The organism is Cupriavidus neocaledonicus (assembly GCF_000372525.1).
GTDB lineage: Bacteria > Pseudomonadota > Gammaproteobacteria > Burkholderiales > Burkholderiaceae > Cupriavidus > Cupriavidus neocaledonicus.
The window spans coordinates 233,427-253,863 of sequence record NZ_AQUR01000107.1 but is presented as its reverse complement, the minus strand read 5'-3'; the positions used below and the strand labels follow the sequence as shown (position 1 = coordinate 253,863).

Here is a 20,437-nt window from a genome sequence, read left to right as displayed (position 1 = left end):
GAATGTGCGGGGTGCGGCGCCTCAATGGATGACGCCGGAGGCGCTTGCCACAGCGCGCGGCTGGGGGCGACCGTTGCGTTGACGCAGCGCCTTGTCCAGCAATTTGTCGTGACCGTAGATGTCAGGCAGGAAGGATACACGACCATCGGCGCGCGCGATGACCGTGCCGTAAGCCAGCACCACCGGCAACGGCTGCTGCAGGCGCACCGTGTTCGACTTGCCCCGTGCCATGGCCTCGCGGATCCGGGTCTCGTTCCAGTCCGGCATATCGTGCAACACGAACTGGGCCAGCGCTACTGGGGCTTCCACGCGGATGCAGCCGTGGCTGAAGTCGCGCCGGTCGCGCTTGAACAACTGCGGCGACGGCGTGTGGTGCAGGTAGATGTTCTCGTTGTTGGGGAACACGAACTTGATGTCGCCCAGGGCGTTGAGCGGGCCGGGCCGCTGGCGGATGCGCAGACCGCCGTTCAGCACCGCTTCCAGGTTCTCCTCGGACAAGGTGGTTACGGGCTTGCCATCACCGCCGACGAACTCCAGGCCCTGCCGGTTGAAATACCCCGGATCGCGGCGCAGGCGCGGCACCGTCTCGCGGCGCGCGATCGACGGCGGGATATTCCAGTACGGGCTGAATTCGATATAGCGCATGTCCTCCTCGAACAGCGGCGTGCGCGTGTCGAGCGCCTTGCCGACGATCACCTTCATCTCCAGCTTGATGTCGAGCTTGCCGTCGCGGATTTCATAGGCGCGCAGCATGAACTCCGGCACGTTGACCACGATCATGCGCGGGCCGTCCAGCGGGGTCCAGCGCAGGCGCTCCATGGTCAGTTCGATCTGCCGCACGCGCTCGGCGATGGGCAGGTTCAGCTGTGCGAGCGTGGCCGCGCCGATCACGCCGTCGGGCTGCAGCCCATGGCGCGACTGGAAGGCCTTGACGCCATCGACCAGCGCGCCCTCGTAGCGTGCCGGCGGCGCCGTGCCGACCGGCAAGTCGCCCAGCGCCACCAGGCGCGCGGTCAGTGCGGCGACGCCGCCCCACGGCTGGCCTGGCGTCAGCTTGCTGGCCTGCAGCGGCGGCAGCGGCTGCTGCCACACCGGTTGCCGCGCGATGTCGCGGTAGCGGGCCAGGGCCTGGCGCAGCGTGCCGTACAGCGGGAACGTCGGCGCCGCCTGGCGGATGGCGTCGGACAGCCGATGCTGGGTGACGGCATCGCGCAGCCAGGTGGCGGCATCGAAAGGCCGTTCCGCCTGCGGCGCGAAATTGGCATGGACCGCGCGCGGGTTGATGCGGCCGCCGTGCAGGTCGGACAGCATGCGCTCCATGGCGGCGCTCAGCGCCGCATCCAGCCGCGCCGCGGCATCGGGCGGCAGCGCGGGGCCGTGGGCGGCCTGGGTCACCGCCTGGCGCAGGGCTTCGGCATCGTAGTCGCGCGGATCGAGGCCATCGGCGGCCACCGCGGCCAGCGCGTCCACCGCCTGGCGCGCCTCCGGCACCGGCCGGCCCTGCACCAACCACATCGGCTCGTTGGCGAAGGCGGGCACGGCCAGCCAGGCGGCGCAGGCAATGGCGACGGCGCCGAGGCGGCGCACGGCAGCATTCAGGGTCTGGGGCATCGGGCGGATAGCTCGGATTCGTCACAGATGCCCACAGTCTACCCGCGATGGCCGATGGGCGCGGCGTGGCGGGGCAAACCCGCCGGGTGACGTTCACCACACCAGCTGGTGCCGGCGCGCGTAGTCCACCATCTCGACCAGCGAGCCCACGTGCAGCTTGGCCATGATATTGGCCTTGTGCGTGCTGACGGTCTTGCTGCTGATCAGCAGCTGCGCGGCGATCGACTTGTTGGAATGCCCGCGCGCCAGGTATTGGAGGACAGTGATCTCGCGGTTGCTCAGCCGCGGCAGGCCGGCCTGCTGCTGCTCGCCGAGCTGGCGCACGGTCTCCAGCGTCTGCAGCGGAAACACCAGATATCCGCTCAGCACGCCGCGCACGGCCTGCATGACTTCTTCGACGCCGCGCTGCTTGACCACGAAGCCGTGCGCGCCGGCGCGCAGTGCCCGCACCGGTGACTGCGCGGTGTCGCTGCCGGACAGGACCAGCAGCGGCACGCCTGGCAGCGTGGCCACCACCCTGCGGACGAAGTCGATGCCGGGGTTGCCGAAGCGTTCGACGTCGACCAGCACCAGGCCGGGCCGGTGCTCGCGGGCGAGGCGGTATCCCTCCCTGACACCATCCGTTTCCAGGACCTCGTCGGCGTCAAACTCGGCGGCGAGTTCTGCGCATAACAAGGTGCGGAACCTCGAGGGTTCGTCGACGATCAGCGTTGGGGGCAATTCAGGGCTCCTTAACAACTGGCGAACTGGCGGGGAATTGGCCAGGGACTGGCTATGCCAAGGTTAAGGGCCCTGAGGGGCCTTGATGCGCCGAATTCTCACTGCGCGAACGCAGCAGATTCTGCACGAGAGTCAGGCTTTTCCTTCGATGACGCGGATGGCGTCAAGTGGCTGCAAAGCCGGTCATTCCGTCCCGGCTGGCAGGAAGCGCGGCGCGGGCGCGGAGCGCGGCACCTCGCGCTCGCCCTGCCGATACAGGCGGTACGTGCCGCGCGCCTGGTTGTGCGGATGGCGCGCGGCCTCGTCCAGCGTCAGCACCCGTGCGAAGCATACGTCGGTGCCGCCCAGCACCGACTCCCAGTGGGTGCTGGGCTTGCTGGCAATGGTGGCGGCGATGCGGGCCTTCACCGCGGGCCACTGTTCGCGGTCGTACTGCGCGGCCGGATCGATGTCGCTCAGCGCCAGGCGTTCGAGCAGTTCACGGTAGAACTGCGGCTCGAGCGCGCCGAGGGTGATGGCGCGCCCGTCCGCGCACGGGTACACGTCATAGAACGGCGAGTCATGGAACGGGCTCGGTTGCGGGCCGCCCAGCGTGCCGGCCGCGCGCGACACCTGCACCAGCGAGCCGAGCATGGCGACGATGTCGGTGATGGCGGCATCGACCACGCAGCCCTCGCCGCTGGCGCGCGCGCTGAGGATGGCGCTGGTGATGCCGAACGCCAGCCCGAGCGCGCCGGTGGCATCGCCCATCACGGTCGGCGGCACCATCGGCAGGCTGCCTTCGCGCGCGGCCATCGACAGCAGGCCGGTCAGCGCGATGTAGTTGAGGTCATGGCCCGCGCTCTGCGACAGCGGGCCGGTCTGGCCCCAGCCGGTCATGCGGCCGTAGACCAGGCGCGGATTGCGGGCATGGCAGGCCTTGGGGCCCAGCCCCAGGCGCTCCATCGCGCCGGGACGCAGGCCCTCGATCAGCGCGTCGGCGCCGGCCACCAGGTCGAGCGCGGCGGCCACGTCTGCGGGCGCTTTCAGGTTCAGCTGCACCACGCGCTTGCCGTGCTCCAGTTCCATCTCGGCCGGCACCGACTGGCCGCGCAGGATGCGCCGCGCGTCGGGGGCCACCGGGCGGGTCACCAGCGTGACTTCGGCGCCCAGGCCGGCCAGCATGGCACCGCACAGCGGGCCGGGGCCGATGCCTTCGAATTCCACGACCTTGATACCGCGCAGGGGCTGCAGGTTGCCGCGCTCGCTCATGATGGTTGTCTCCGGTTCGCCGCCTGCGCGCGCTGTGGCGGGAGGCGGCTTGCATTGGTAGCGGGATCGTCTGCCCTTGGCCGCACGGGCGGGCCATGCTTGCCGCGGGGCTCGCAAGCATGCTACGCGGCGCCGTGTTGACGGGGCAATGGCCAAATGCTTCAGCCGGAATGACGGAATCCATCAATCGACCGGCCAACCGGTTATCGCACCAGTAAATCGGACAATTCCGATCCGACTTGATCTGAATCGCATCCTGGCGGGACACTAGGGGGCATGATGGTTCCAGATGGCGTTGCGGCCACATCGCCGCGGCGCTTCCGACAGCCCCCATCCAGGAGATCCCGCCATGACCAATATCGTCCTCGCCACCGACGGCTCGGCCTTCAGCGACGCCGCGGCGCGCTTTATCGCCGAAGGCAAGCTGCTGCAGAACGGCTTCACCGTGCATGTCGTCCATGTCGCGCCAGAAGTCAGCGGCCAGGTGCGCGCCTTTGTCAGCAAGGAAACCATCGACGACTGGCACAGGGAAGCCAGCGACAAGGCGATGGCGGCGGTCTGCGACATCCTCGCCGCGGCCAATGTGCCGTTCGAGCGGCACCCGCTGCACGGCTTCGCGCCCGAGCGCATCGTCGCCTACGCGAAGTCAGTGGATGCGGCGGCCATCGTGATGGGCACGCACGGGCGCGGCTCGTTCTTCGATGCCGTGATCGGTTCGGTGGCGGGCCGGGTGCTGGCCCAGTCGGACTGCCCGGTGGTGCTGGTCAAGACCCCGGAAAAGAAGGGTTAAGCCCCCAACTGACGGCGGTGCCGCAACGGCGCCGCCTTGCGGCAAGCTTCAGGCGCCCCACAGGGGCGCTTCGTCCATCAGCGCGACCTGCTCGCGCAGCTCCAGGATGCGGTCCTGCCAGTAACGCGCCGTGCCGAACCACGGGAAGGCGGCCGGAAAGGCCGGGTCGGTCCAGCGGCTGGCCAGCCAGGCGCTGTAATGCAGCAGCCGCAGCGTGCGCAGCGCTTCCACCAGCCACAGTTCGCGCGTGGGGAATTCCGCAAAATCCTCATAGCCGGCGACGATGTCGGCAAGCTGGCCTTGCATCGCCGCGCGGTCGCCCTCGAGCAGCATCCAGATGTCCTGGATCGCCGGGGCCATGCGGCTGTCGTCGAAGTCGACGAAGTGCGGGCCCGGCTCGCCATGGGCGCCGCCGCGGGCGTCGTCCTCGTCGATCCACAGCACATTGCCGCGATGGCAGTCGCCATGGACGCGCAGCAACCGTACGTCGCCGGCGCGCTCATAGCAGCGCTGGACGCCGTCCAGCGCCAGTTGCGCCACCGACTGCCACGCGGGCAGCAGATCGGCCGGAATGCAGCCGCTGGCGAGCAGCCAGTCGCGCGGGGCAATGCCGAAGGTGTCGGCATCCAGCGCGGGGCGCGCCTGGTAGGGTTGGGCCGCGCCCAGGGCATGGATGCGGCCGATGAACCGGCCCAGCCAGGTCAGCGTATCGGCGCGGTCCAGCGCCGGCTCGCGGCCGCCGCAGCGGGGGAAGACCGCAAAACGGAAGCCCGCATGATGCAGCAGCGTACCGGCCTCGCCCGGCGCCAGCGCCATGGCCGGCACGGCGGGGATCTCGGCGTCGGCCAGCTGCTGCACGAACGCATGCTCTTCCAGGATGGCCGCGTCGGTCCAGCGGCCGGGGCGATAGAACTTGGCGATGACCGGCGCGGCGTCCTCGATGCCCACCTGCCAGACGCGGTTCTCGTAGCTGTTGAGCGCCAGCAGGCGCCCGTCGGGGCGCAGGCCGGCGCTCTCGAGCGCGTCCAGCATCAGCTCCGGCGTCAGGCCGGCGTATGGGATACCGGAGGACAAACCGGAGTCGGCGGGGGCGTCGGACGCATGCATGGTGCCGGCCGGGTCCGCGTTAGCGCGCCGGCTTGCGGTTGCCGCCCAGCAGCGCCGCCTGCGGCGCCGGACGGCGGTTGCGCGCCGGTGCCGGCGCCGCGTCATTCGGCTGGCGCGCGGGCTGGGCCGCGGCCCGTTGCGGGCGCGCCGGTTCCTGGCCGTCGCGTCGTGGCGCCGGGTTGCGCGCGCCGGCGGGCTGGGCGGCACGGTTGCCGTTGGCGGCGCCGTTGCCACGCTGGCCCTGGCTTTGGCCTTGGCCTTGACCTTGACCCTGGCGCGGCGCGCCCTGCCCCTGGCGCGCGGGACGCTGGCGCTGCGCGCCGTCGCCGTCGCCGGCCGGACGCGCCTCGGCCCGTCCGCGGCCCTGGCCCTGGCCGCCACCGCCGCGCTGCTGGCGGCCCTTCTGGATCGGCTCGGGCGCGATGCTGGGGTCGACCTCGAAGCCCGGCAGCACGGTCTGTTCGAGCTTGCGCTTGATCAGGCGTTCGATATCGCGCAGCAGCCCCAGCTCGTCCACGCACACCAGCGAGATCGCCTCGCCCTCGGCGCCCGCGCGGCCGGTGCGGCCGATGCGGTGGACGTAGTCCTCGGGCACGTTGGGCAGGTCGAAGTTGACCACGTGCGGCAGCTGGTCGATGTCGATGCCGCGCGCGGCGATATCGGTCGCCACCAGCAGCCGCAGCGTGCCGGCCTTGAATTCGGACAGCGCGCGCGTGCGTGCCGACTGGCTCTTGTTGCCGTGGATCGCCAGCGCCGACAGGCCGTCCTTGGTCAGCTGCTCGGCCAGCCGGTTGGCGCCATGCTTGGTGCGCGTGAACACCAGCACCTGGTGCCAGTCGTGCTGGCGCACCAGGTGGGCCAGCAGTTCGCGCTTGCGTTCGCGGTCGACTGGGTAGACGCGCTGGTCCACGGTTTCGGCGGTGGTATTGCGCCGCGCGACTTCGATCGAGGCGGGATTGTTCAGCAGGCGGTCGGCCAGCGCGCGGATATCGTCCGAGAACGTCGCCGAGAACAGCAGGTTCTGGCGCTTGGCCGGCAGCACGTTGAGGATCTTGCGGATATCGTGGATGAAGCCCATGTCGAGCATGCGGTCGGCTTCATCGAGCACCAGCAGTTCTACCTGCGACAGGTCGATGGTGCGTTGAGACACATGGTCCAGCAGGCGGCCCGGGGTGGCCACGACGATCTCCACGCCGCGCTTGAGCTGCTCGATCTGCGGGTTGATGCCGACCCCGCCGAACATCACCATCGAGCGCAGGCGCAGGTACTTGCCGTAGTTGCGCACGCTCTCCTCGACCTGCGCCGCCAGTTCGCGCGTGGGCGTCAGCACCAGCGCTCGCACCGCCACGCGGCCGCCGCGCGGGGCGCCGCCGGCATGGCGGGCCGCGGTTTCGGACAGCAACTGCAGCATCGGCAGGGTAAAGCCGGCGGTCTTGCCGGTGCCGGTCTGGGCGCCGGCAAGCAGGTCGCCGCCCTTGAGGATGGCGGGAATTGCCTGGGCCTGGATGGGAGTCGGGGTGGTGTAGCCCTGTTCGGCTACGGCACGCACAATCTTTTCGGACAAGCCGAGTTCAGAAAAAGACATGAATTGCTGCTTGGGCCATCGCTGCGCGCGCAGAGCGCCAGACGCCGGATGGCTCCTTGTAATCGATCGGAATCGGAACGCGAACGCCGGGAAGCCGGCCTGGCAGGCCATGGCCCGCCCGCGAAGGAAAGAGCGGTAGTGTACCAGTCCGGCGCGGGCGGGTTATGCACCCACCGGTACGCATCCGGCAACGCATGCGCGCCGGCGCACATGGTGATAGGCGCGGGTGGCGCTGCGCTATCATGACGGCTCTCGGGCCGCCCGGCCGCCACCGCCGGCATGTCGTCCCGCCTGCCCGGAAAGCCGCCATGCGCTTGCATTTCCTCGAAGACCAGGAAGTCACACTGCTCGCGGCCATCCCGGTCGGGATCGTCGCCGCCATCGCCACCACGCTGTTCAAGGAAGCGCTGGACGGCGCGGGCTTCGTGCTGTTTGCCAGCCATGCCGATGTGGTCACGGTGTTCGCGGCGCTGGCGCTGGCGTGGCGCGTGGCGGTGCCGGCCATCGGCGGCGCGCTCGCGGGCGGCCTGCTGGTGCTGGCCAACCGCCTGGCCAGTTCCCATCCGGGCGCCACCGACTATATGGAAGCGGTCGCCAGCGGCAGCGGCCGGCTGCCGGTGCGCATCACCCTGCTGCGCGCGCTGTCCTCGTTCTTCTCGATCGTCAGCGGCAGCTCGGTCGGCAAGGAAGGCGCGATGATCCAGCTGGCGGCGCTGTGCGGGTCGCTGTTCCCCTCGACCCGGATCGAGCGCGGCGGCGGCTCCAACATGCGCCGCATGCTGACCGCCTGCGGCGCCGCGGCCGGCCTGGCCACCGTCTACCACACCCCGTTTTCCGCCGCGGTCTTCGTCGCCGAAGTCGTGTTCGGCGCGCTCGCGGTGCAGCGCCTGATGCCGCTGTTCCTGGCCTCGGTCGCCGGCGCCATGGTCAGCCAGTGGCACGGCGGGCTGCAGCCGCTCTACCCCGGCCTCGATATCGCCCCGGACCTGCGTCCGCAGATCCTGCTGGCCGCGGCGGCGCTGGGGGTGGCCGCCGGCATCGCGGGCGCGCTGTTCCTGCGCGCGGCCGGCTTCGCGCGCAGCCGCTTCGCGGCGCTGCCGGGCGGGCCGGTGGCGCGGCTGGCGCTGGGCGGCGCGCTGGTCGGCGTGCTGGCGATGGCGGTGCCGGAGGTGGTCGGCAACGGCTTTTCCACCATCCAGACCCTGCTGCAGGAGCAGCCGCTGAGCGTGCCGGTGGCGGCCGTGCTGCTGGCCAAGCTGGCGGCGACGGTGATCAGCATGGGCTCGGGCGCGGTCGGCGGGGTGTTCACGCCGTCGCTGTTCGTCGGTGCGGCGCTGGGCCAGTTGCTGGCGCTGGGCATGCAGGGCGCGGCGGCGGGCGCGGCGCCGCTGCTGCCGCTGGTGGGCATGAGCGCGTTCCTCGCGGCCACCAGCCAGGCGCCGCTGATGTCGGTGCTGATGGTGTTCGAGATGACGCTGGCGCCGGCGCTGCTGCTGCCGTCGATGATCGGCGCGGTCGCGGCGTACTACACCGCGTCGCGCTGCCAGACGCTGTCGCTGTACAGCGTGATTGCCGAGCGCGCGCAGGCATCGGCCGCCGCCGAACATGCCCGCGCGCTGACGCTGGCGGGCCTGTGCGACCCGACCGACACGGTGCTGGATCCCAACGCCACGCTGGCCGCGGCCGCCGACAAGTTTGCCGAGACCGGCACGCGCTACCTCTACCTGGTGCAGGCCGACGGCCGCCTGCTGGGCGCGCTGTCGATCCATGCGCTGCAGCGCGCCCAGCGCGAAGGCGCACCTGACGACGTGCTGGCGCTGGCCGAGCGCGACTTCCCGGCGCTGACGCCGGATTCGCGGCTGCGCGACGCCCTGGCCGTGTTCGCCGGGCACGGCATCAACCGGATCCCGCTGGTGCGCGACCTGGCCGGCCGCGAACTGATGGGCACGGTCTCCAAGCAGCGCGTGCTGCAAGAGGCATCCTGCCTGTTCTGAAGGCCGCTTGCGTGCCACACCGCCGGCCGTACCGAACCGGCGCCGGCGAGGTAAAATGCGCGGTTGCCCGCTCGCCGGCCATCCACCCACCGCATCCCTAATTGTCGGAGTTCGCCATGCCAGCAGGTCGTGATACGCGCCTTGAGGCGCCGGAGTCCGTGCCATTTCGGCGCCTGCGCCAGCGTTGGGCCGGACTGGGGTGCGGCGCGGCGCTGCTGCTGGGCGCGGCGGCCGCTGCGGCCCAGCCGGTGCGTGTGATCCCGGACGATGCCGTGGCGGCCAGGCTGGTCATCGCCGCGCCGTCGGCCGGCGCGCCGCAGACTGCCACGCTCGACGGCAAGCGCGTCGGCGTGGCGCCGGGCCTGCGCCTGTTCGGCACCGACAACCAGTTGCTGGCCAGCGCCGCGGTGGCGGGACAGAAGCTGCCGGTGCGGTACAAGCTGGACCTGTACGGCCAGCTCCTGACCGCATGGGTACTGAGCGAGGCCGAACAGCAGGCGCTGAAAAAATAGCCACCCCCGAAGTGCGACCGGCGTGCCCCCACGCGCCGGCCGTGTTGTTGCAACACCCTGATGCCCCCAGGTCAACCACTGAGATCGGCATATGAAGAAAGTTTTCGTCAAGACGTACGGCTGCCAGATGAACGAGTACGACTCGGACAAGATGGTCGACGTCCTCAACGCCAGCCAGGGGCTGGAACCCACCGACAACGTCGAAGACGCCGACGTGATCCTGTTCAACACCTGCTCGGTGCGCGAGAAGGCGCAGGAGAAGGTGTTCTCGGAGCTGGGCCGGATGAAGGCGCTCAAGGCCGCCAAGCCCGACCTGGTGATCGGCGTGGGCGGCTGCGTGGCCAGCCAGGAAGGCGCCAGCATCGTCTCGCGCGCGCCCTATGTCGACGTGGTGTTCGGCCCGCAGACGCTGCACCGGCTGCCTGACCTGATCGCACGCCGCCAGCGCACCGGCCAGTCGCAGGTGGACATCTCCTTCCCCGAGATCGAGAAGTTCGACCACCTGCCGCCCGCGCGCGTCGAGGGCCCGAGCGCGTTCGTGTCGATCATGGAGGGCTGCTCCAAGTACTGCAGCTATTGCGTGGTGCCGTACACGCGCGGCGAGGAAGTGTCGCGCCCGTTCGAGGACGTGCTGGCCGAAGTGGCTGGCCTGGCCGAGCAAGGCGTGCGCGAAGTCACGCTGCTGGGCCAGAACGTCAATGCCTATCGCGGCAAGATGGGCGACACCGCGGAGATCGCCGACTTCGCGCTGCTGATCGAGTACGTGGCCGAGATCCCCGGCATCGAGCGCATCCGCTACACCACCAGCCACCCGAAGGAATTCACCTCGCGCCTGGTCGAGCTGTACGGCCGCTGCGACAAGCTGGTCAACCACCTGCACCTGCCGGTGCAGCATGCGTCCGACCGCATCCTGATGGCGATGAAGCGCGGCTACAGCGTGCTGGAATACAAGAGCATCATCCGCAGGCTACGCGCGCTGCGCCCCGACATGTCGATGTCGTCGGACTTTATCGTCGGCTTCCCCGGCGAGACCGATGCCGACTTCGACAAGCTGATGGCGATGATCGAGGAGATCGGCTACGACACCTCGTTCTCGTTCATCTTCAGCCCGCGCCCCGGCACCCCCGCGGCCAACCTGCACGACGACACCCCGCGCGAGGTCAAGCTGCAGCGCCTGCAGCGGCTGCAGGCCACGATCGAGGAAAACGTGCAGCGCATCAGCCGGAACATGGTCGGCACGGTGCAGCGCATCCTGGTCGAAGGCCCGGCGCGCAAGGACCCGACCGAGCTGCATGGCCGCACCGAGAACAACCGCGTGGTCAACTTCGCCCTGCCGGGGGTACCGCAGGCGGGCCGCGACCGGCTGGTCGGCCAGCTGGTCGATGTCAGCATCACGCAGGCGTTCCCGCACTCGCTGCGCGGCGAGATCGTGGTGCGCCAGTAACGCGCCGAACCATCCACCCAGCAGCTTCCAGCGAGGCCATCGCCCAACGATGAAAATCCCTTCCGCAGAATTTGTCGCCCCGCGGGACGACAACACCCGGCTGCAGAACCTGTGCGGCCCGCTCGACGAAAACCTGCGCCAGATCGAGCAGGCGCTGGACGTGACCATCCAGCGCCGCGGCCATCGCATGACCATCCGCGGCGGCCACGCGCAGGATGCCGCGCTGGCGCTGGAGCGCTTCTACAACCAGGCGCGCACGCCGCTGTCGATCGACGACGTGCAGCTGGGCCTGGTCGAGACGCGCCAGCTCAGCGCGCATGGCAGCTACCTGCCCGGCAACGGCAACGGCGATGACGACGAGGCCGAGCGCGAGGAAGGCGACGAATCGCCGGTGCTGCATACGCGCCGCACCGGCCTGCAGGGCCGCACCGTGGCGCAGCGCGACTACCTGCGCAATATCCTGTCGCACGACCTGACCATGGGCATCGGCCCGGCCGGCACCGGCAAGACCTACCTGGCGGTGGCGTGCGCGGTCGACGCGCTCGAGCGCGACGCGGTCAAGCGCATCGTGCTGACGCGCCCGGCGGTGGAAGCCGGCGAGCGCCTGGGCTTCCTGCCCGGCGACCTGGCGCAGAAGGTCGACCCCTACCTGCGCCCGCTGTACGACGCGCTGTACGACCTGCTCGGCTTCGACCGCACGCAGAAGATGTTCGAGCGCCAGATGATCGAGATCGCGCCGCTGGCGTACATGCGCGGACGCACGCTGAACCATGCCTTCATCATCCTGGACGAGGCGCAGAACACCACGCCCGAGCAGATGAAGATGTTCCTGACCCGGATCGGCTTCGGCTCCAAGGCGGTGATCACCGGCGACACCACGCAGATCGACCTGCCCAAGGGCCAGAAGAGCGGCCTGGTCGAAGCGCAGCACGTGCTGCGCGACGTGCGCGGCATCGCCTGCACCCGCTTTACCAGCATCGACGTGGTGCGCCATCCGCTGGTGGCGCGCATCGTCGATGCCTATGACGAATATCACGCCCAGCACAAGGACGCTTAATTGAAATCGCAGAAATCCCAGTCTTCCGGCGTCAGCCTGACCCTGTTCGACGGCGAAGGCCGCGCGCGCAAGAGCGCCGCGCATGCGCTGCGCGTGCAGCTGCCCGACGGCCGCAGCCTGACGCTGGACCTGACGCAGGCCGCCGACGGCGTGGTCGCGCTGCTGGCCGAGCACACCGATACCAACCAGCAGGCCGGCCTGCTGGTGCGCCCGGACAACCATGACGCGCTGTCGGTGGCGGTGACCGCCGCGCCGCTGACCACCACCACCGGCACTCCGGCCACGCCGCCGGCACTGGAGCTGGAGGTCCAGCACGGCGACGGCATCGGCAAGGGCAACGGCCTGCCGGCGCGGCGCAAGCTGGAGACCTGGGTCAAGTCGGCGCTGTACGCCGACGCCGCGCTGACCATCCGCTTCGTCGGCGAGAAAGAGGGGCGCACGCTGAACCGCACCTATCGTGGCAAGGACTACGCCACCAATGTGCTGACCTTCGCCTATGCCGAGCGCGAGGAAGATCCCGTCACCGGCGACATCGTACTGTGCTGCCCGGTGGTGGAAGCCGAGGCGCGCGAGCAGCGCAAGCCGCTCGAGGCCCATTACGCCCACCTGGTCGTGCACGGCGTGCTGCACGCGCAGGGCTACGAGCACGAGGACGATGCCGAGGCCGAGGAAATGGAAGCGATCGAGACCGAGACGCTGCAGGCGCTCGGCTATGCCGATCCTTACCGGGCGGAAAAGGCCGACCGGGCCGCGTGATGCGGCTGCCGCAGGCGGCGCCGGCGAGCGTCTCCTGCGGCACATGCAAAGCCCGGCCGCGGCCGGCCGTCACGGGACCGACAGGCTTTTAGTGTATCCTTCAGACGATCTCCACCACGCGCTCGCCGCGAAATGAACGACCCCTATCCCAGTTCGAAGCCCGCTTACCTGAAGCAGGCCGATCGGCCCCGATCGCTGCTCGAACGCCTGTCAGACCTGATCTCCCCCGAGCCGGACACCCGCGCGGAATTGCTTGAAGTGCTCCAGGAAGCGCATGAGCGCAGCCTGATCGATGCCGATTCCCTGTCGATGATCGAGGGCGTGTTCCAGGTTTCCGAACTGACCGCCGCGGACATCATGGTGCCGCGCGCGCAGATGGATATGGTCAATATCGCCGACGCGCCGGAGACCTTTATCCCCTTCATGCAGCAGACCGCGCACTCGCGCTTCCCGGTCTACGAAGGCAGCCGCGACAACATCATCGGCATCCTGCTGGCCAAGGACCTGCTGCGCTACTACACCGATCCCGCCTTCGACCTGCGCGAGACCCTGCGCCCGGCGGTGTTCATCCCCGAATCCAAGCGCCTGAACATCCTGCTGCGCGAGTTCCGCATCAACCGCAACCATATCGCCATGGTCGTCGACGAATACGGCGGCGTGGCCGGGCTGGTGACGATCGAGGACGTGCTGGAACAGATCGTGGGCGATATCGAGGACGAGTTCGACCTCGACGAAGACCAGGACAATATCCTGCCGATGCCCGACGGCAGCTGGCGCGTGCACGGCCTGACCGAGATCGCGCAGTTCAACGAAGCCTTTGGCACGGCCTTCTCCGACCACGATGTCGATACCGTCGGCGGGCTGTTGTCCAACCACGTGGGCCACGTGCCCCATCGCGGCGAGGTCATCACGCTGCCGCCGATCCGCTTCGAGGTGTTGCGCGCCGACGCGCGCCAGGTGCACCTGCTGCAGGTGCACCGCGAAGCCAGCGCCGACAGCGCCAGCGCGTCCAGCGCATGAAGCTCCCCGCCCCGCTCCCCGACGGCGCCGCTGCCGACGCCGGCGCCACCGGCGTGCCCGGCACGCGTGCGCGGTCGCGCGCCGCGACGCTGGCGCGCCTGCTGCTGGCCGGCGTGCTCGGCATCGCCCATACCCAGGCCTTCGCGCCGCACGACTGGTGGTGGCTGCAGATCCTGTCGCTGGCCGGTCTGGCCGCGCTGATCGCCGACGCGCCGCGCGCGCGCGCGGCCGGCGCGATCGGCTATGCCTTCGGGCTGGGCTGGTTCCTGTCCGGTATCTGGTGGCTCTATATCAGCATGCACGTGTACGGCGAGATGCCGTCGTGGATGGCGGCGCTGGCGGTGGTGCTGTTCTCGGGCTTCCTGTCGCTCTACCCCGCGCTGGCCGGCGCGCTCTGGCACCGGCTCACGGCGCGCCTGCGCGCGGGCACGCTGCTCGCGCCGCTGGCGTTCGGCGCGGCGTGGGGCCTGAGCGAATGGCTGCGCGGCGTGGTGTTCACCGGCTTCCCGTGGCTGTCGGGCGGCTATGCCCATGCCGACGGACCGCTGGCGGGCTTCGCGCCGGTGCTCGGCGTGTACGGCATCGGCGCGCTGGCCGCCGCGGTGGCGGCGCTGCTGGCGGCGGCGGTGCGCGGGCTCGGCCGCGGCCAACGGCGCCGCGCGCTGGCTGCGCTGGCGCTGGCGCTGCTGGTGCCCGCCGCCGGCGCGGCGCTGGCGCCGCTGGCCTGGACCACGCCCGCGGGCAAGCCGCTGACCGTGCGGCTGCTGCAGGGCAACGTGGCGCAGGACATCAAGTTCGAGCCCGCCGGCATCCAGCGCTCGATCGAGCTGTACCGCGACATGATCACCGCGACACCGGCCGACCTGGTGGTGACGCCCGAAACCGCGTTCCCGGTGATCCTGCAGGAACTGCCGGTCGACGTCGCCGTCGCCGTGCGCGACTTCGCGCTGGCGAGCGGCACCACGGTGCTGTTCGGCGCCGCCGGCGCCGATTCCCCGGTCGACTTCACCAACAGCGTGTTCGGCCTGGGCCCGGAAACCGAACGGCTGTACCGCTACAACAAGCATCACCTGGTCCCGTTCGGCGAATTCATCCCGCTGGGCTTCCGCTGGTTCGTCGACATGATGAAGATGCCGCTGGGCGACTTCCGCCGCGGCGGGCTGGACCAGGCCTCGCTGCCGGTGCGGGGCGTGCGCGTGGCGCCAAACATCTGCTACGAGGATTTGTTCGGCGAAGAAATCGCGCAGACGCTGCGCCAGCAGCCGGCGCCGGCCAACCTGCTGGCCAACCTGACCAACCTGGCGTGGTTCGGCGACACCATCGCACTGGACCAGCACCTGCAGATCTCGCGCATGCGGGCGCTGGAAACGCGCCGGCCGATGCTGCGCTCGACCAATACCGGCATGACCGCGGTGGTGCGCCCGGACGGCACCGTGCAGCAGCGCCTGCCGACCTTCACCGTCGGCACGCTGACGGCCGAGGTGCAGGGCATGCAGGGGCTGACGCCCTATATCCGCTGGGGTAACGCGCCGGTGCTGGCGCTGATTGCGCTGGTGCTGGGGATGGCGGCCTGGCGCGCGCGCCAGGCGCGCAACCGCGGCTGAAGGTGCATGACTGGCAGGCCCCGGGCGCGGCGGATCACCGCCGCAGCCCCGGTGCCGCAGGCGCGTCAGCGGCGCGCGGGCAGGTTCAGTTCAGCAGTCCGGTCACCACGGACACGGTGGCCGCGGCGATCATGACCGCGATTGCGACCAGATAAGGTTTGCGAGAAAGAAGTGCCATGATCCGTATGTCCCCATCAATAATCCATTCCTGACATACGGCTGCGCGGCAAGGCCCGGCAGCCGCCGTGCCTGCCTATCGGCACGGACCGTCAATCGCAACGCTCTGAAACGGGTTGCTTACTCATACTGTATACAAAAACGTTATCGGCAAGCAGCGGCACAACCTGAAATCGGCGTCAGTATTTTCCCGATGCGTTGCGCCGGGCCGACATCGGCGCGCCGGACCGGCCACCGGTGCGTGCCCCTTGCGGCCCTGCCAATCGGGGCGCCGCGCCAAAAAGCCGATAGAATTCAGGGTTTGGCAAAATCCGTATGCGGCGGCTCCGGCACGCGCTGCGCGGCCTCGGCTTGCCTCCGCTTGCCTCTACCTAGTCTTCCTATGCTGACCTTCCAACAAATGATTCTGACCCTGCAGGCCTACTGGGACCGGCAGGGCTGCGCGCTGTTGCAACCCATCGATCTGGAGGTCGGCGCCGGCACTTCCCACGTACATACCTTCCTGCGCGCGATCGGCCCCGAGCCCTGGCGTGCCGCCTACGTGCAGCCGTCGCGGCGGCCCAAGGACGGCCGCTACGGCGAGAACCCGAACCGGCTGCAGCACTACTACCAATACCAGGTGGTGCTCAAGCCCGCGCCGGAGAACATCCTGGAGCTGTACCTGGGCTCGCTCGAGGCGCTCGGCCTGGACCTGAAGCAGAACGACATCCGCTTCGTCGAGGACGACTGGGAAAACCCCACGCTGGGCGCCTGGGGCCTGGGCTGGGAAGTCTGGCTCAACGGCATGGAGGTGACCCAGTTCACCTACTTCCAGCAGGTGGGCGGCATCGACTGCAAGCCCATCACCGGTGAAATCACCTACGGCATCGAACGCCTGGCGATGTACCTGCAGAAGGTCGAGAACGTCTACGACCTGGTCTGGACCGAGTGGGTCGAGAACGGCGAGACCCGCCGCCTGACCTACGGCGACGTGTACCACCAGAACGAGGTGGAGCAATCCACCTACAACTTCGAGCACAGCAACACCGAAATCCTGTTCCGCCATTTCGCCGAGCACGAGGGCGAGGCCAAGCGGCTGATGGGCAACGGCGACGGTGCCGAGCCTGGCCAGGACGGCGGCACGCGCCTGGCACTGCCGGCCTACGAACAGGTGCTCAAGGCCGCGCACACCTTCAACCTGCTCGATGCGCGCGGCGCGATCTCGGTCACCGAGCGCGCGGCTTATATCGGCCGTATCCGCAACCTGTCGCGCCAGGTGGCGCAGGCCTACTACGACTCGCGCGAGGCCCTCGGCTTCCCGATGTGCGGCCAGCGCGACGGAGCGCGGGCATGAGGCTGCCGGCGCGCAGCGCGCTGGGCTGCGCCCTGGCCCTCGCCACGCTGGCCGCGGCTGGCAATGCCGCGGGCGCACGCGCGCAGGCCGCTCCCAGCGCGCAGGTGCTGATGCTGCCGGCCGAACTGAGCAACGTGTGCGAGGCCGACGCGCAGGCGCTGCAGCTGGCGATGGCGCGCCAGTGGCGGCCATCGCTGAACGCGCTCGACCAGTGGACGCAGCTGGTGCGCTCGTTCTCGTGCGACCTGTCCGGCCAGCGCGACCTGGGCTGGCACCGGGTGCCGCTGCGCGCCTATGAAAGCGCGATCCGCTACCCGCTGACGTGGGTCGAGACGGAAACCCACAACGGCCGCACCCGGCGCAAGGTCAAGACCTACTACTCGGCGGCGCAGCTGCCGCCGAAGATCGATTTCTGGGTGGGCGGGCGCATCGACGAGATCCGCTACGACAAGCGCCTGCGCCGCATCGACGCGCGCTTCCCGGCGGCGGGCAGCCGCGGCGGCAGCAATGGCGCCGCCAGCGCCGCGGCGGCCGCGGCGGCAGCGCAATGCGCCTACACCACGCTGCAATTCCGGCAACAGAACGGCCTGTGGCTGCTGTCCGGAGTCGAACCTAATCTTTCGCCGCGCTGCTGAGCCAGGCTGCGCGCGCTACAACCTGTTGGATACGATTCATGTCGCAACCCATGACCGACTCGCTGCTGATCGAACTGTTCACCGAAGAGCTGCCCCCCAAGGCGCTGGCGCGCCTGGGCGACGCCTTCGCGCAGGGCCTGTTCGCCGGCCTGGGCGAGCGCGACCTGCTTGAGCCGGGCGCCACCGTGACGCCGTTCGCCACCCCGCGCCGCCTGGCGGCGCTGGTCAGCGGCGTGCGCCGCAACGCGCCGGACCGCGAGCAGCGCGAGAAGGTCCTGCCGCTGTCGGTGGCGCTGGACGCCAACGGCGAGCCGACCGCCCCGCTGGCCAAGAAACTGGCCGCGCTGGCCAAAGCGGTCGGCGTGGCCGAGATCGACTGGCAGTCGCTGGAGCGCGCCTCCGACGGCAAGGCCGAGGCCTTCTTCTACCGCTATACCGCGCGCGGCGCCGAACTGGCCGCGGGGCTGCAGGCCACGCTCGAAGACACCGTGGCGAAGCTGCCGATCCCCAAGGTCATGAGCTACCAGCGCCCCGACGGCAGCACGGTGCATTTCGTGCGCCCGGCGCACAGCCTGATCGCGCTGTTCGGCAGCGAGATCCTGCCGGTGACGCTGCTGGGGCTGCAGGCCAGCAACCTGACCCAGGGCCACCGCTTCCTTTCGCATGGCGCGATCGAGATCCGCCATGCCAACGACTATGCGCAGCAGCTCGAGTCCGCCGGCCGCGTGGTGGCCAGCTATGCCGAGCGCCGCGAGCGCATGCGCAGCGCGCTGCTGCAGGAAGCCGGCGCCGACCAGGTGATCATGCCCGAGGCGCTGCTCGATGAAGTCAACTCGCTGGTGGAATGGCCGGTGGTGTACGCCTGCCATTTCGAGGAAGCCTTCCTGGCGGTGCCGCAGGAATGCCTGATCCTGACCATGCAGACCAACCAGAAGTACTTTGCACTGACCGATGCCGACGGCCACCTGCGCAACCGCTTCCTGATCGTGTCGAACCTGGCCACCGAGACGCCGCAATCGATCATCAGCGGCAACGAGCGCGTGGTGCGCCCGCGCCTGGCCGACGCCAAGTTCTTCTTCGACCAGGACCGCAAGAAGACCCTGGCCTCGCGCGTGCCGCAACTGGCCAGCGTGGTCTACCACAACAAGATCGGCACGCAGCTGGACCGCGTGCAGCGCCTGCAGCAGATCGCCGGCCATGTCGCCGATGCGCTCAACGCCGCCGGCGTGGCCACCGACAAGGCCGCGGCGATGCGCGGCGCGGAGCTGGCCAAGGCCGACCTGCTGACCGACATGGTGGGCGAGTTCCCCGAGTTGCAAGGCACCATGGGCACCTACTACGCCCGCCACGACGACGAAGCCGAGGACGTGGCGCTGGCCTGCTCGGAGCACTACCGCCCGCGCTTCGCCGGCGATGCACTGCCGGCAAGCGCGGTCAGCACCGCGGTGGCGCTGGCCGACAAGCTCGAGACCCTGGTGGGGATCTGGGGCATCGGCCTGCAGCCCACCGGCGAGAAGGACCCGTTCGCGCTGCGCCGCCACGCGCTGGGCATCCTGCGCATGCTGATCGAAAAGCCGCTGGCGCTGTCGCTGGCGTCGCTGCTGGCGCAGACGCAGCACGCCTTTGCCGGCATCGCCGCGGTCAAGCCGGCGCCCGAGGCCATCCTCGACTTCCTGTACGACCGCGTGCGCGGCTACCTGAAGGACAAGGGCTACACCACCAATGAAGTCGAGGCCGTGGTCAGCCTGCGCCCGGACCAGCTGCATGACATCCTGGGCCGCATGGAAGCGGTGCGCACCTTCGCCGCGCTGCCCGAGGCCGAGGCCCTGGCCGCCGCCAACAAGCGCATCACCAACATCCTGCGCAAGAACACCGAGCCGGTCGGCGCGGTGAACCCGGCGCTGTTCCAGGAAGGCGCCGAAGGCGCGCTGCACACCGCCATCGAGCGCGTGCGCCCGGCCGTCGAGGCTGCCTTCGCCAGCGGCGACTTCACCGCCGCTCTGCGCGACCTGGCCCAGCTGCGCGACGCCGTCGACCAGTTCTTCAACGACGTGATGGTGATGGCCGAGGACGCGCAGCTGCGCGCCAACCGGCTGGCGCTGCTGGCCTCGCTGCATGCGCTGGCCAACCGCGTCGCCGACATCTCCAAGCTGGCCGCCTGAGCGGTTGACGCAAATCCCAGCAAGCGCCGGAGCCGCACATGCCGCAGACACCGCCCAAGTTTGTCATTCTCGACCGCGACGGGGTGGTCAACCTCGACAGCGACCAGTTCATCAAGACCCCCGATGAATGGGTGCCGATCGACGGCAGCCTCGAAGCCATCGCCGCGCTCAACCAGGCGGGCTACCGCGTGGTCATCGCCAGCAACCAGTCCGGCATCGGCCGCGGGTTGTTCGAGATGAGCGCGCTCAATGCCATGCACGAGAAGATGCATACGGCGCTGGCACGGCTGGGCGGGCGGGTCGAGGCGGTGTTCTTCTGCCCCCATACCGCCGCGGACGCCTGCGAATGCCGCAAGCCGCGCCCGGGCATGCTGGAACAGATCAGCGAGCGCTTCGGCATCGAGCTGCGCGGCGTGCCGATCGTCGGCGATTCGCTGCGCGACCTCGAAGCCGGCGTGGCGGTCGGCTGCGCCCCGCACCTGGTGCGCAGCGGCAAGGGCCTGAAGACGCTCGACCAGGGCGGGCTGCCTCCCGGCACGCAAGTCCACGACGACCTGCGCGCCTTTGCCCGCTGGCTGACCGGCAACGACGGCGGCCAACGCCAGCCGGCCCAGAGCGGTCCGGGCGGCCCGAGCGGCCCCTCCGGCCACGGCGGGCATGCCGCCGCCGGCTGACCGAG

General features: G+C 69.8%; 17 protein-coding genes. 12 read left to right on the top strand and 5 right to left on the bottom strand.

Annotation, left to right across the window (positions count from 1 at the left end; translation table 11 throughout):
- Positions 1-21: 21 nt before the first annotated feature.
- The 3 genes from A3AG_RS0129360 to A3AG_RS0129350 form a co-directional block, all read right to left on the bottom strand.
- A complete protein-coding gene (locus tag A3AG_RS0129360) occupies positions 22-1,611 on the bottom strand; it encodes a L,D-transpeptidase family protein (protein WP_018008843.1) in 1,590 nt (529 codons plus the stop codon).
- A gap of 93 nt (positions 1,612-1,704) precedes the next feature.
- Positions 1,705-2,331 carry a response regulator transcription factor gene (locus tag A3AG_RS0129355; protein WP_018008842.1) on the bottom strand — a complete coding sequence of 209 codons (627 nt, stop codon included), beginning with the start codon at positions 2,329-2,331 and terminating at the stop codon, positions 1,705-1,707.
- Positions 2,332-2,514: 183 nt separating this feature from the next.
- Positions 2,515-3,582: a CaiB/BaiF CoA transferase family protein gene (locus tag A3AG_RS0129350; RefSeq protein ID WP_018008841.1), complete on the bottom strand. Its 1,068-nt coding sequence runs from the start codon at positions 3,580-3,582 to the stop codon at positions 2,515-2,517.
- A 349-nt stretch (positions 3,583-3,931) separates the two neighbouring features.
- On the opposite strand from A3AG_RS0129350, the gene A3AG_RS0129345 reads away from it, so the two are divergent.
- Complete coding sequence (locus tag A3AG_RS0129345; RefSeq protein WP_018008840.1) at positions 3,932-4,372, top strand: universal stress protein; 441 nt, start codon at positions 3,932-3,934, stop codon at positions 4,370-4,372.
- A 48-nt stretch (positions 4,373-4,420) separates the two neighbouring features.
- Here A3AG_RS0129345 and A3AG_RS0129340 read toward each other — a convergent pair whose 3' ends face one another.
- Both A3AG_RS0129340 and A3AG_RS0129335 read right to left on the bottom strand, forming a co-directional pair.
- Complete coding sequence (locus A3AG_RS0129340; RefSeq protein WP_026164561.1) at positions 4,421-5,479, bottom strand: serine/threonine protein kinase; 1,059 nt, start codon at positions 5,477-5,479, stop codon at positions 4,421-4,423.
- A 19-nt stretch (positions 5,480-5,498) separates the two neighbouring features.
- Positions 5,499-7,064, bottom strand: coding sequence for a DEAD/DEAH box helicase (locus A3AG_RS0129335; protein WP_018008838.1), 1,566 nt, complete (start codon positions 7,062-7,064; stop codon positions 5,499-5,501).
- Between the two features lie 308 nt (positions 7,065-7,372).
- Between A3AG_RS0129335 and A3AG_RS0129330 the strand changes: the two genes are divergently transcribed.
- From A3AG_RS0129330 to gmhB, 11 genes are all read left to right on the top strand, one after another.
- Complete coding sequence (locus A3AG_RS0129330; RefSeq protein ID WP_018008837.1) at positions 7,373-9,058, top strand: ClcB-like voltage-gated chloride channel protein; 1,686 nt, start codon at positions 7,373-7,375, stop codon at positions 9,056-9,058.
- 116 nt (positions 9,059-9,174) lie between these two features.
- Positions 9,175-9,570 carry a hypothetical protein gene (locus A3AG_RS0129325; protein ID WP_018008836.1) on the top strand — a complete coding sequence of 132 codons (396 nt, stop codon included), beginning with the start codon at positions 9,175-9,177 and terminating at the stop codon, positions 9,568-9,570.
- A gap of 91 nt (positions 9,571-9,661) precedes the next feature.
- Positions 9,662-11,014, top strand: coding sequence for a tRNA (N6-isopentenyl adenosine(37)-C2)-methylthiotransferase MiaB (gene miaB / locus A3AG_RS0129320; protein ID WP_018008835.1), 1,353 nt, complete (start codon positions 9,662-9,664; stop codon positions 11,012-11,014).
- Positions 11,015-11,063: 49 nt separating this feature from the next.
- A complete protein-coding gene (locus A3AG_RS0129315; protein ID WP_018008834.1) occupies positions 11,064-12,071 on the top strand; it encodes a PhoH family protein in 1,008 nt (335 codons plus the stop codon).
- A complete protein-coding gene (ybeY, locus tag A3AG_RS0129310) occupies positions 12,072-12,827 on the top strand; it encodes an rRNA maturation RNase YbeY (RefSeq protein WP_018008833.1) in 756 nt (251 codons plus the stop codon). It begins immediately after the preceding gene.
- A gap of 132 nt (positions 12,828-12,959) precedes the next feature.
- Entirely contained in the window at positions 12,960-13,847 is an 888-nt protein-coding gene (locus A3AG_RS0129305; protein WP_018008832.1) for an HlyC/CorC family transporter, read from the top strand.
- Positions 13,844-15,451, top strand: a complete 1,608-nt coding sequence (gene lnt, locus A3AG_RS0129300) for an apolipoprotein N-acyltransferase (RefSeq protein WP_018008831.1) — start codon at positions 13,844-13,846, stop codon at positions 15,449-15,451. The genes A3AG_RS0129305 and lnt overlap by 4 nt, the downstream gene beginning before the upstream one ends.
- A 559-nt stretch (positions 15,452-16,010) precedes the next feature.
- Positions 16,011-16,961: a glycine--tRNA ligase subunit alpha gene (glyQ, locus tag A3AG_RS0129290; protein WP_026164560.1), complete on the top strand. Its 951-nt coding sequence runs from the start codon at positions 16,011-16,013 to the stop codon at positions 16,959-16,961.
- Positions 16,958-17,596 carry a hypothetical protein gene (locus A3AG_RS0129285; protein ID WP_018008829.1) on the top strand — a complete coding sequence of 213 codons (639 nt, stop codon included), beginning with the start codon at positions 16,958-16,960 and terminating at the stop codon, positions 17,594-17,596. The genes glyQ and A3AG_RS0129285 overlap by 4 nt, the downstream gene beginning before the upstream one ends.
- Positions 17,597-17,634: 38 nt before the next feature.
- On the top strand, positions 17,635-19,758 hold the full coding sequence (gene glyS / locus A3AG_RS0129280; protein ID WP_018008828.1) for a glycine--tRNA ligase subunit beta: 2,124 nt from the start codon (positions 17,635-17,637) through the stop codon (positions 19,756-19,758).
- A 38-nt stretch (positions 19,759-19,796) separates the two neighbouring features.
- Entirely contained in the window at positions 19,797-20,432 is a 636-nt protein-coding gene (gene gmhB / locus A3AG_RS0129275; RefSeq protein ID WP_018008827.1) for a D-glycero-beta-D-manno-heptose 1,7-bisphosphate 7-phosphatase, read from the top strand.
- Positions 20,433-20,437 lie beyond the last annotated feature (5 nt).

Coding starts and splice junctions, on each gene's coding strand:
- A3AG_RS0129360 (WP_018008843.1), bottom strand. CDS start 1,611: ATGCCCCAGACCCTGAATGCTGCCGTGCGCCGCCTCGGCGCCGTCGCC.
- A3AG_RS0129350 (WP_018008841.1), bottom strand. CDS start 3,582: ATGAGCGAGCGCGGCAACCTGCAGCCCCTGCGCGGTATCAAGGTCGTG.
- A3AG_RS0129345 (WP_018008840.1), top strand. CDS start 3,932: ATGACCAATATCGTCCTCGCCACCGACGGCTCGGCCTTCAGCGACGCC.
- A3AG_RS0129340 (WP_026164561.1), bottom strand. CDS start 5,479: ATGCATGCGTCCGACGCCCCCGCCGACTCCGGTTTGTCCTCCGGTATC.
- A3AG_RS0129335 (WP_018008838.1), bottom strand. CDS start 7,064: ATGTCTTTTTCTGAACTCGGCTTGTCCGAAAAGATTGTGCGTGCCGTA.
- A3AG_RS0129330 (WP_018008837.1), top strand. CDS start 7,373: ATGCGCTTGCATTTCCTCGAAGACCAGGAAGTCACACTGCTCGCGGCC.
- A3AG_RS0129325 (WP_018008836.1), top strand. CDS start 9,175: ATGCCAGCAGGTCGTGATACGCGCCTTGAGGCGCCGGAGTCCGTGCCA.
- miaB (WP_018008835.1), top strand. CDS start 9,662: ATGAAGAAAGTTTTCGTCAAGACGTACGGCTGCCAGATGAACGAGTAC.
- A3AG_RS0129315 (WP_018008834.1), top strand. CDS start 11,064: ATGAAAATCCCTTCCGCAGAATTTGTCGCCCCGCGGGACGACAACACC.
- A3AG_RS0129305 (WP_018008832.1), top strand. CDS start 12,960: ATGAACGACCCCTATCCCAGTTCGAAGCCCGCTTACCTGAAGCAGGCC.
- lnt (WP_018008831.1), top strand. CDS start 13,844: ATGAAGCTCCCCGCCCCGCTCCCCGACGGCGCCGCTGCCGACGCCGGC.
- glyQ (WP_026164560.1), top strand. CDS start 16,011: ATGCTGACCTTCCAACAAATGATTCTGACCCTGCAGGCCTACTGGGAC.
- A3AG_RS0129285 (WP_018008829.1), top strand. CDS start 16,958: ATGAGGCTGCCGGCGCGCAGCGCGCTGGGCTGCGCCCTGGCCCTCGCC.
- glyS (WP_018008828.1), top strand. CDS start 17,635: ATGTCGCAACCCATGACCGACTCGCTGCTGATCGAACTGTTCACCGAA.
- gmhB (WP_018008827.1), top strand. CDS start 19,797: ATGCCGCAGACACCGCCCAAGTTTGTCATTCTCGACCGCGACGGGGTG.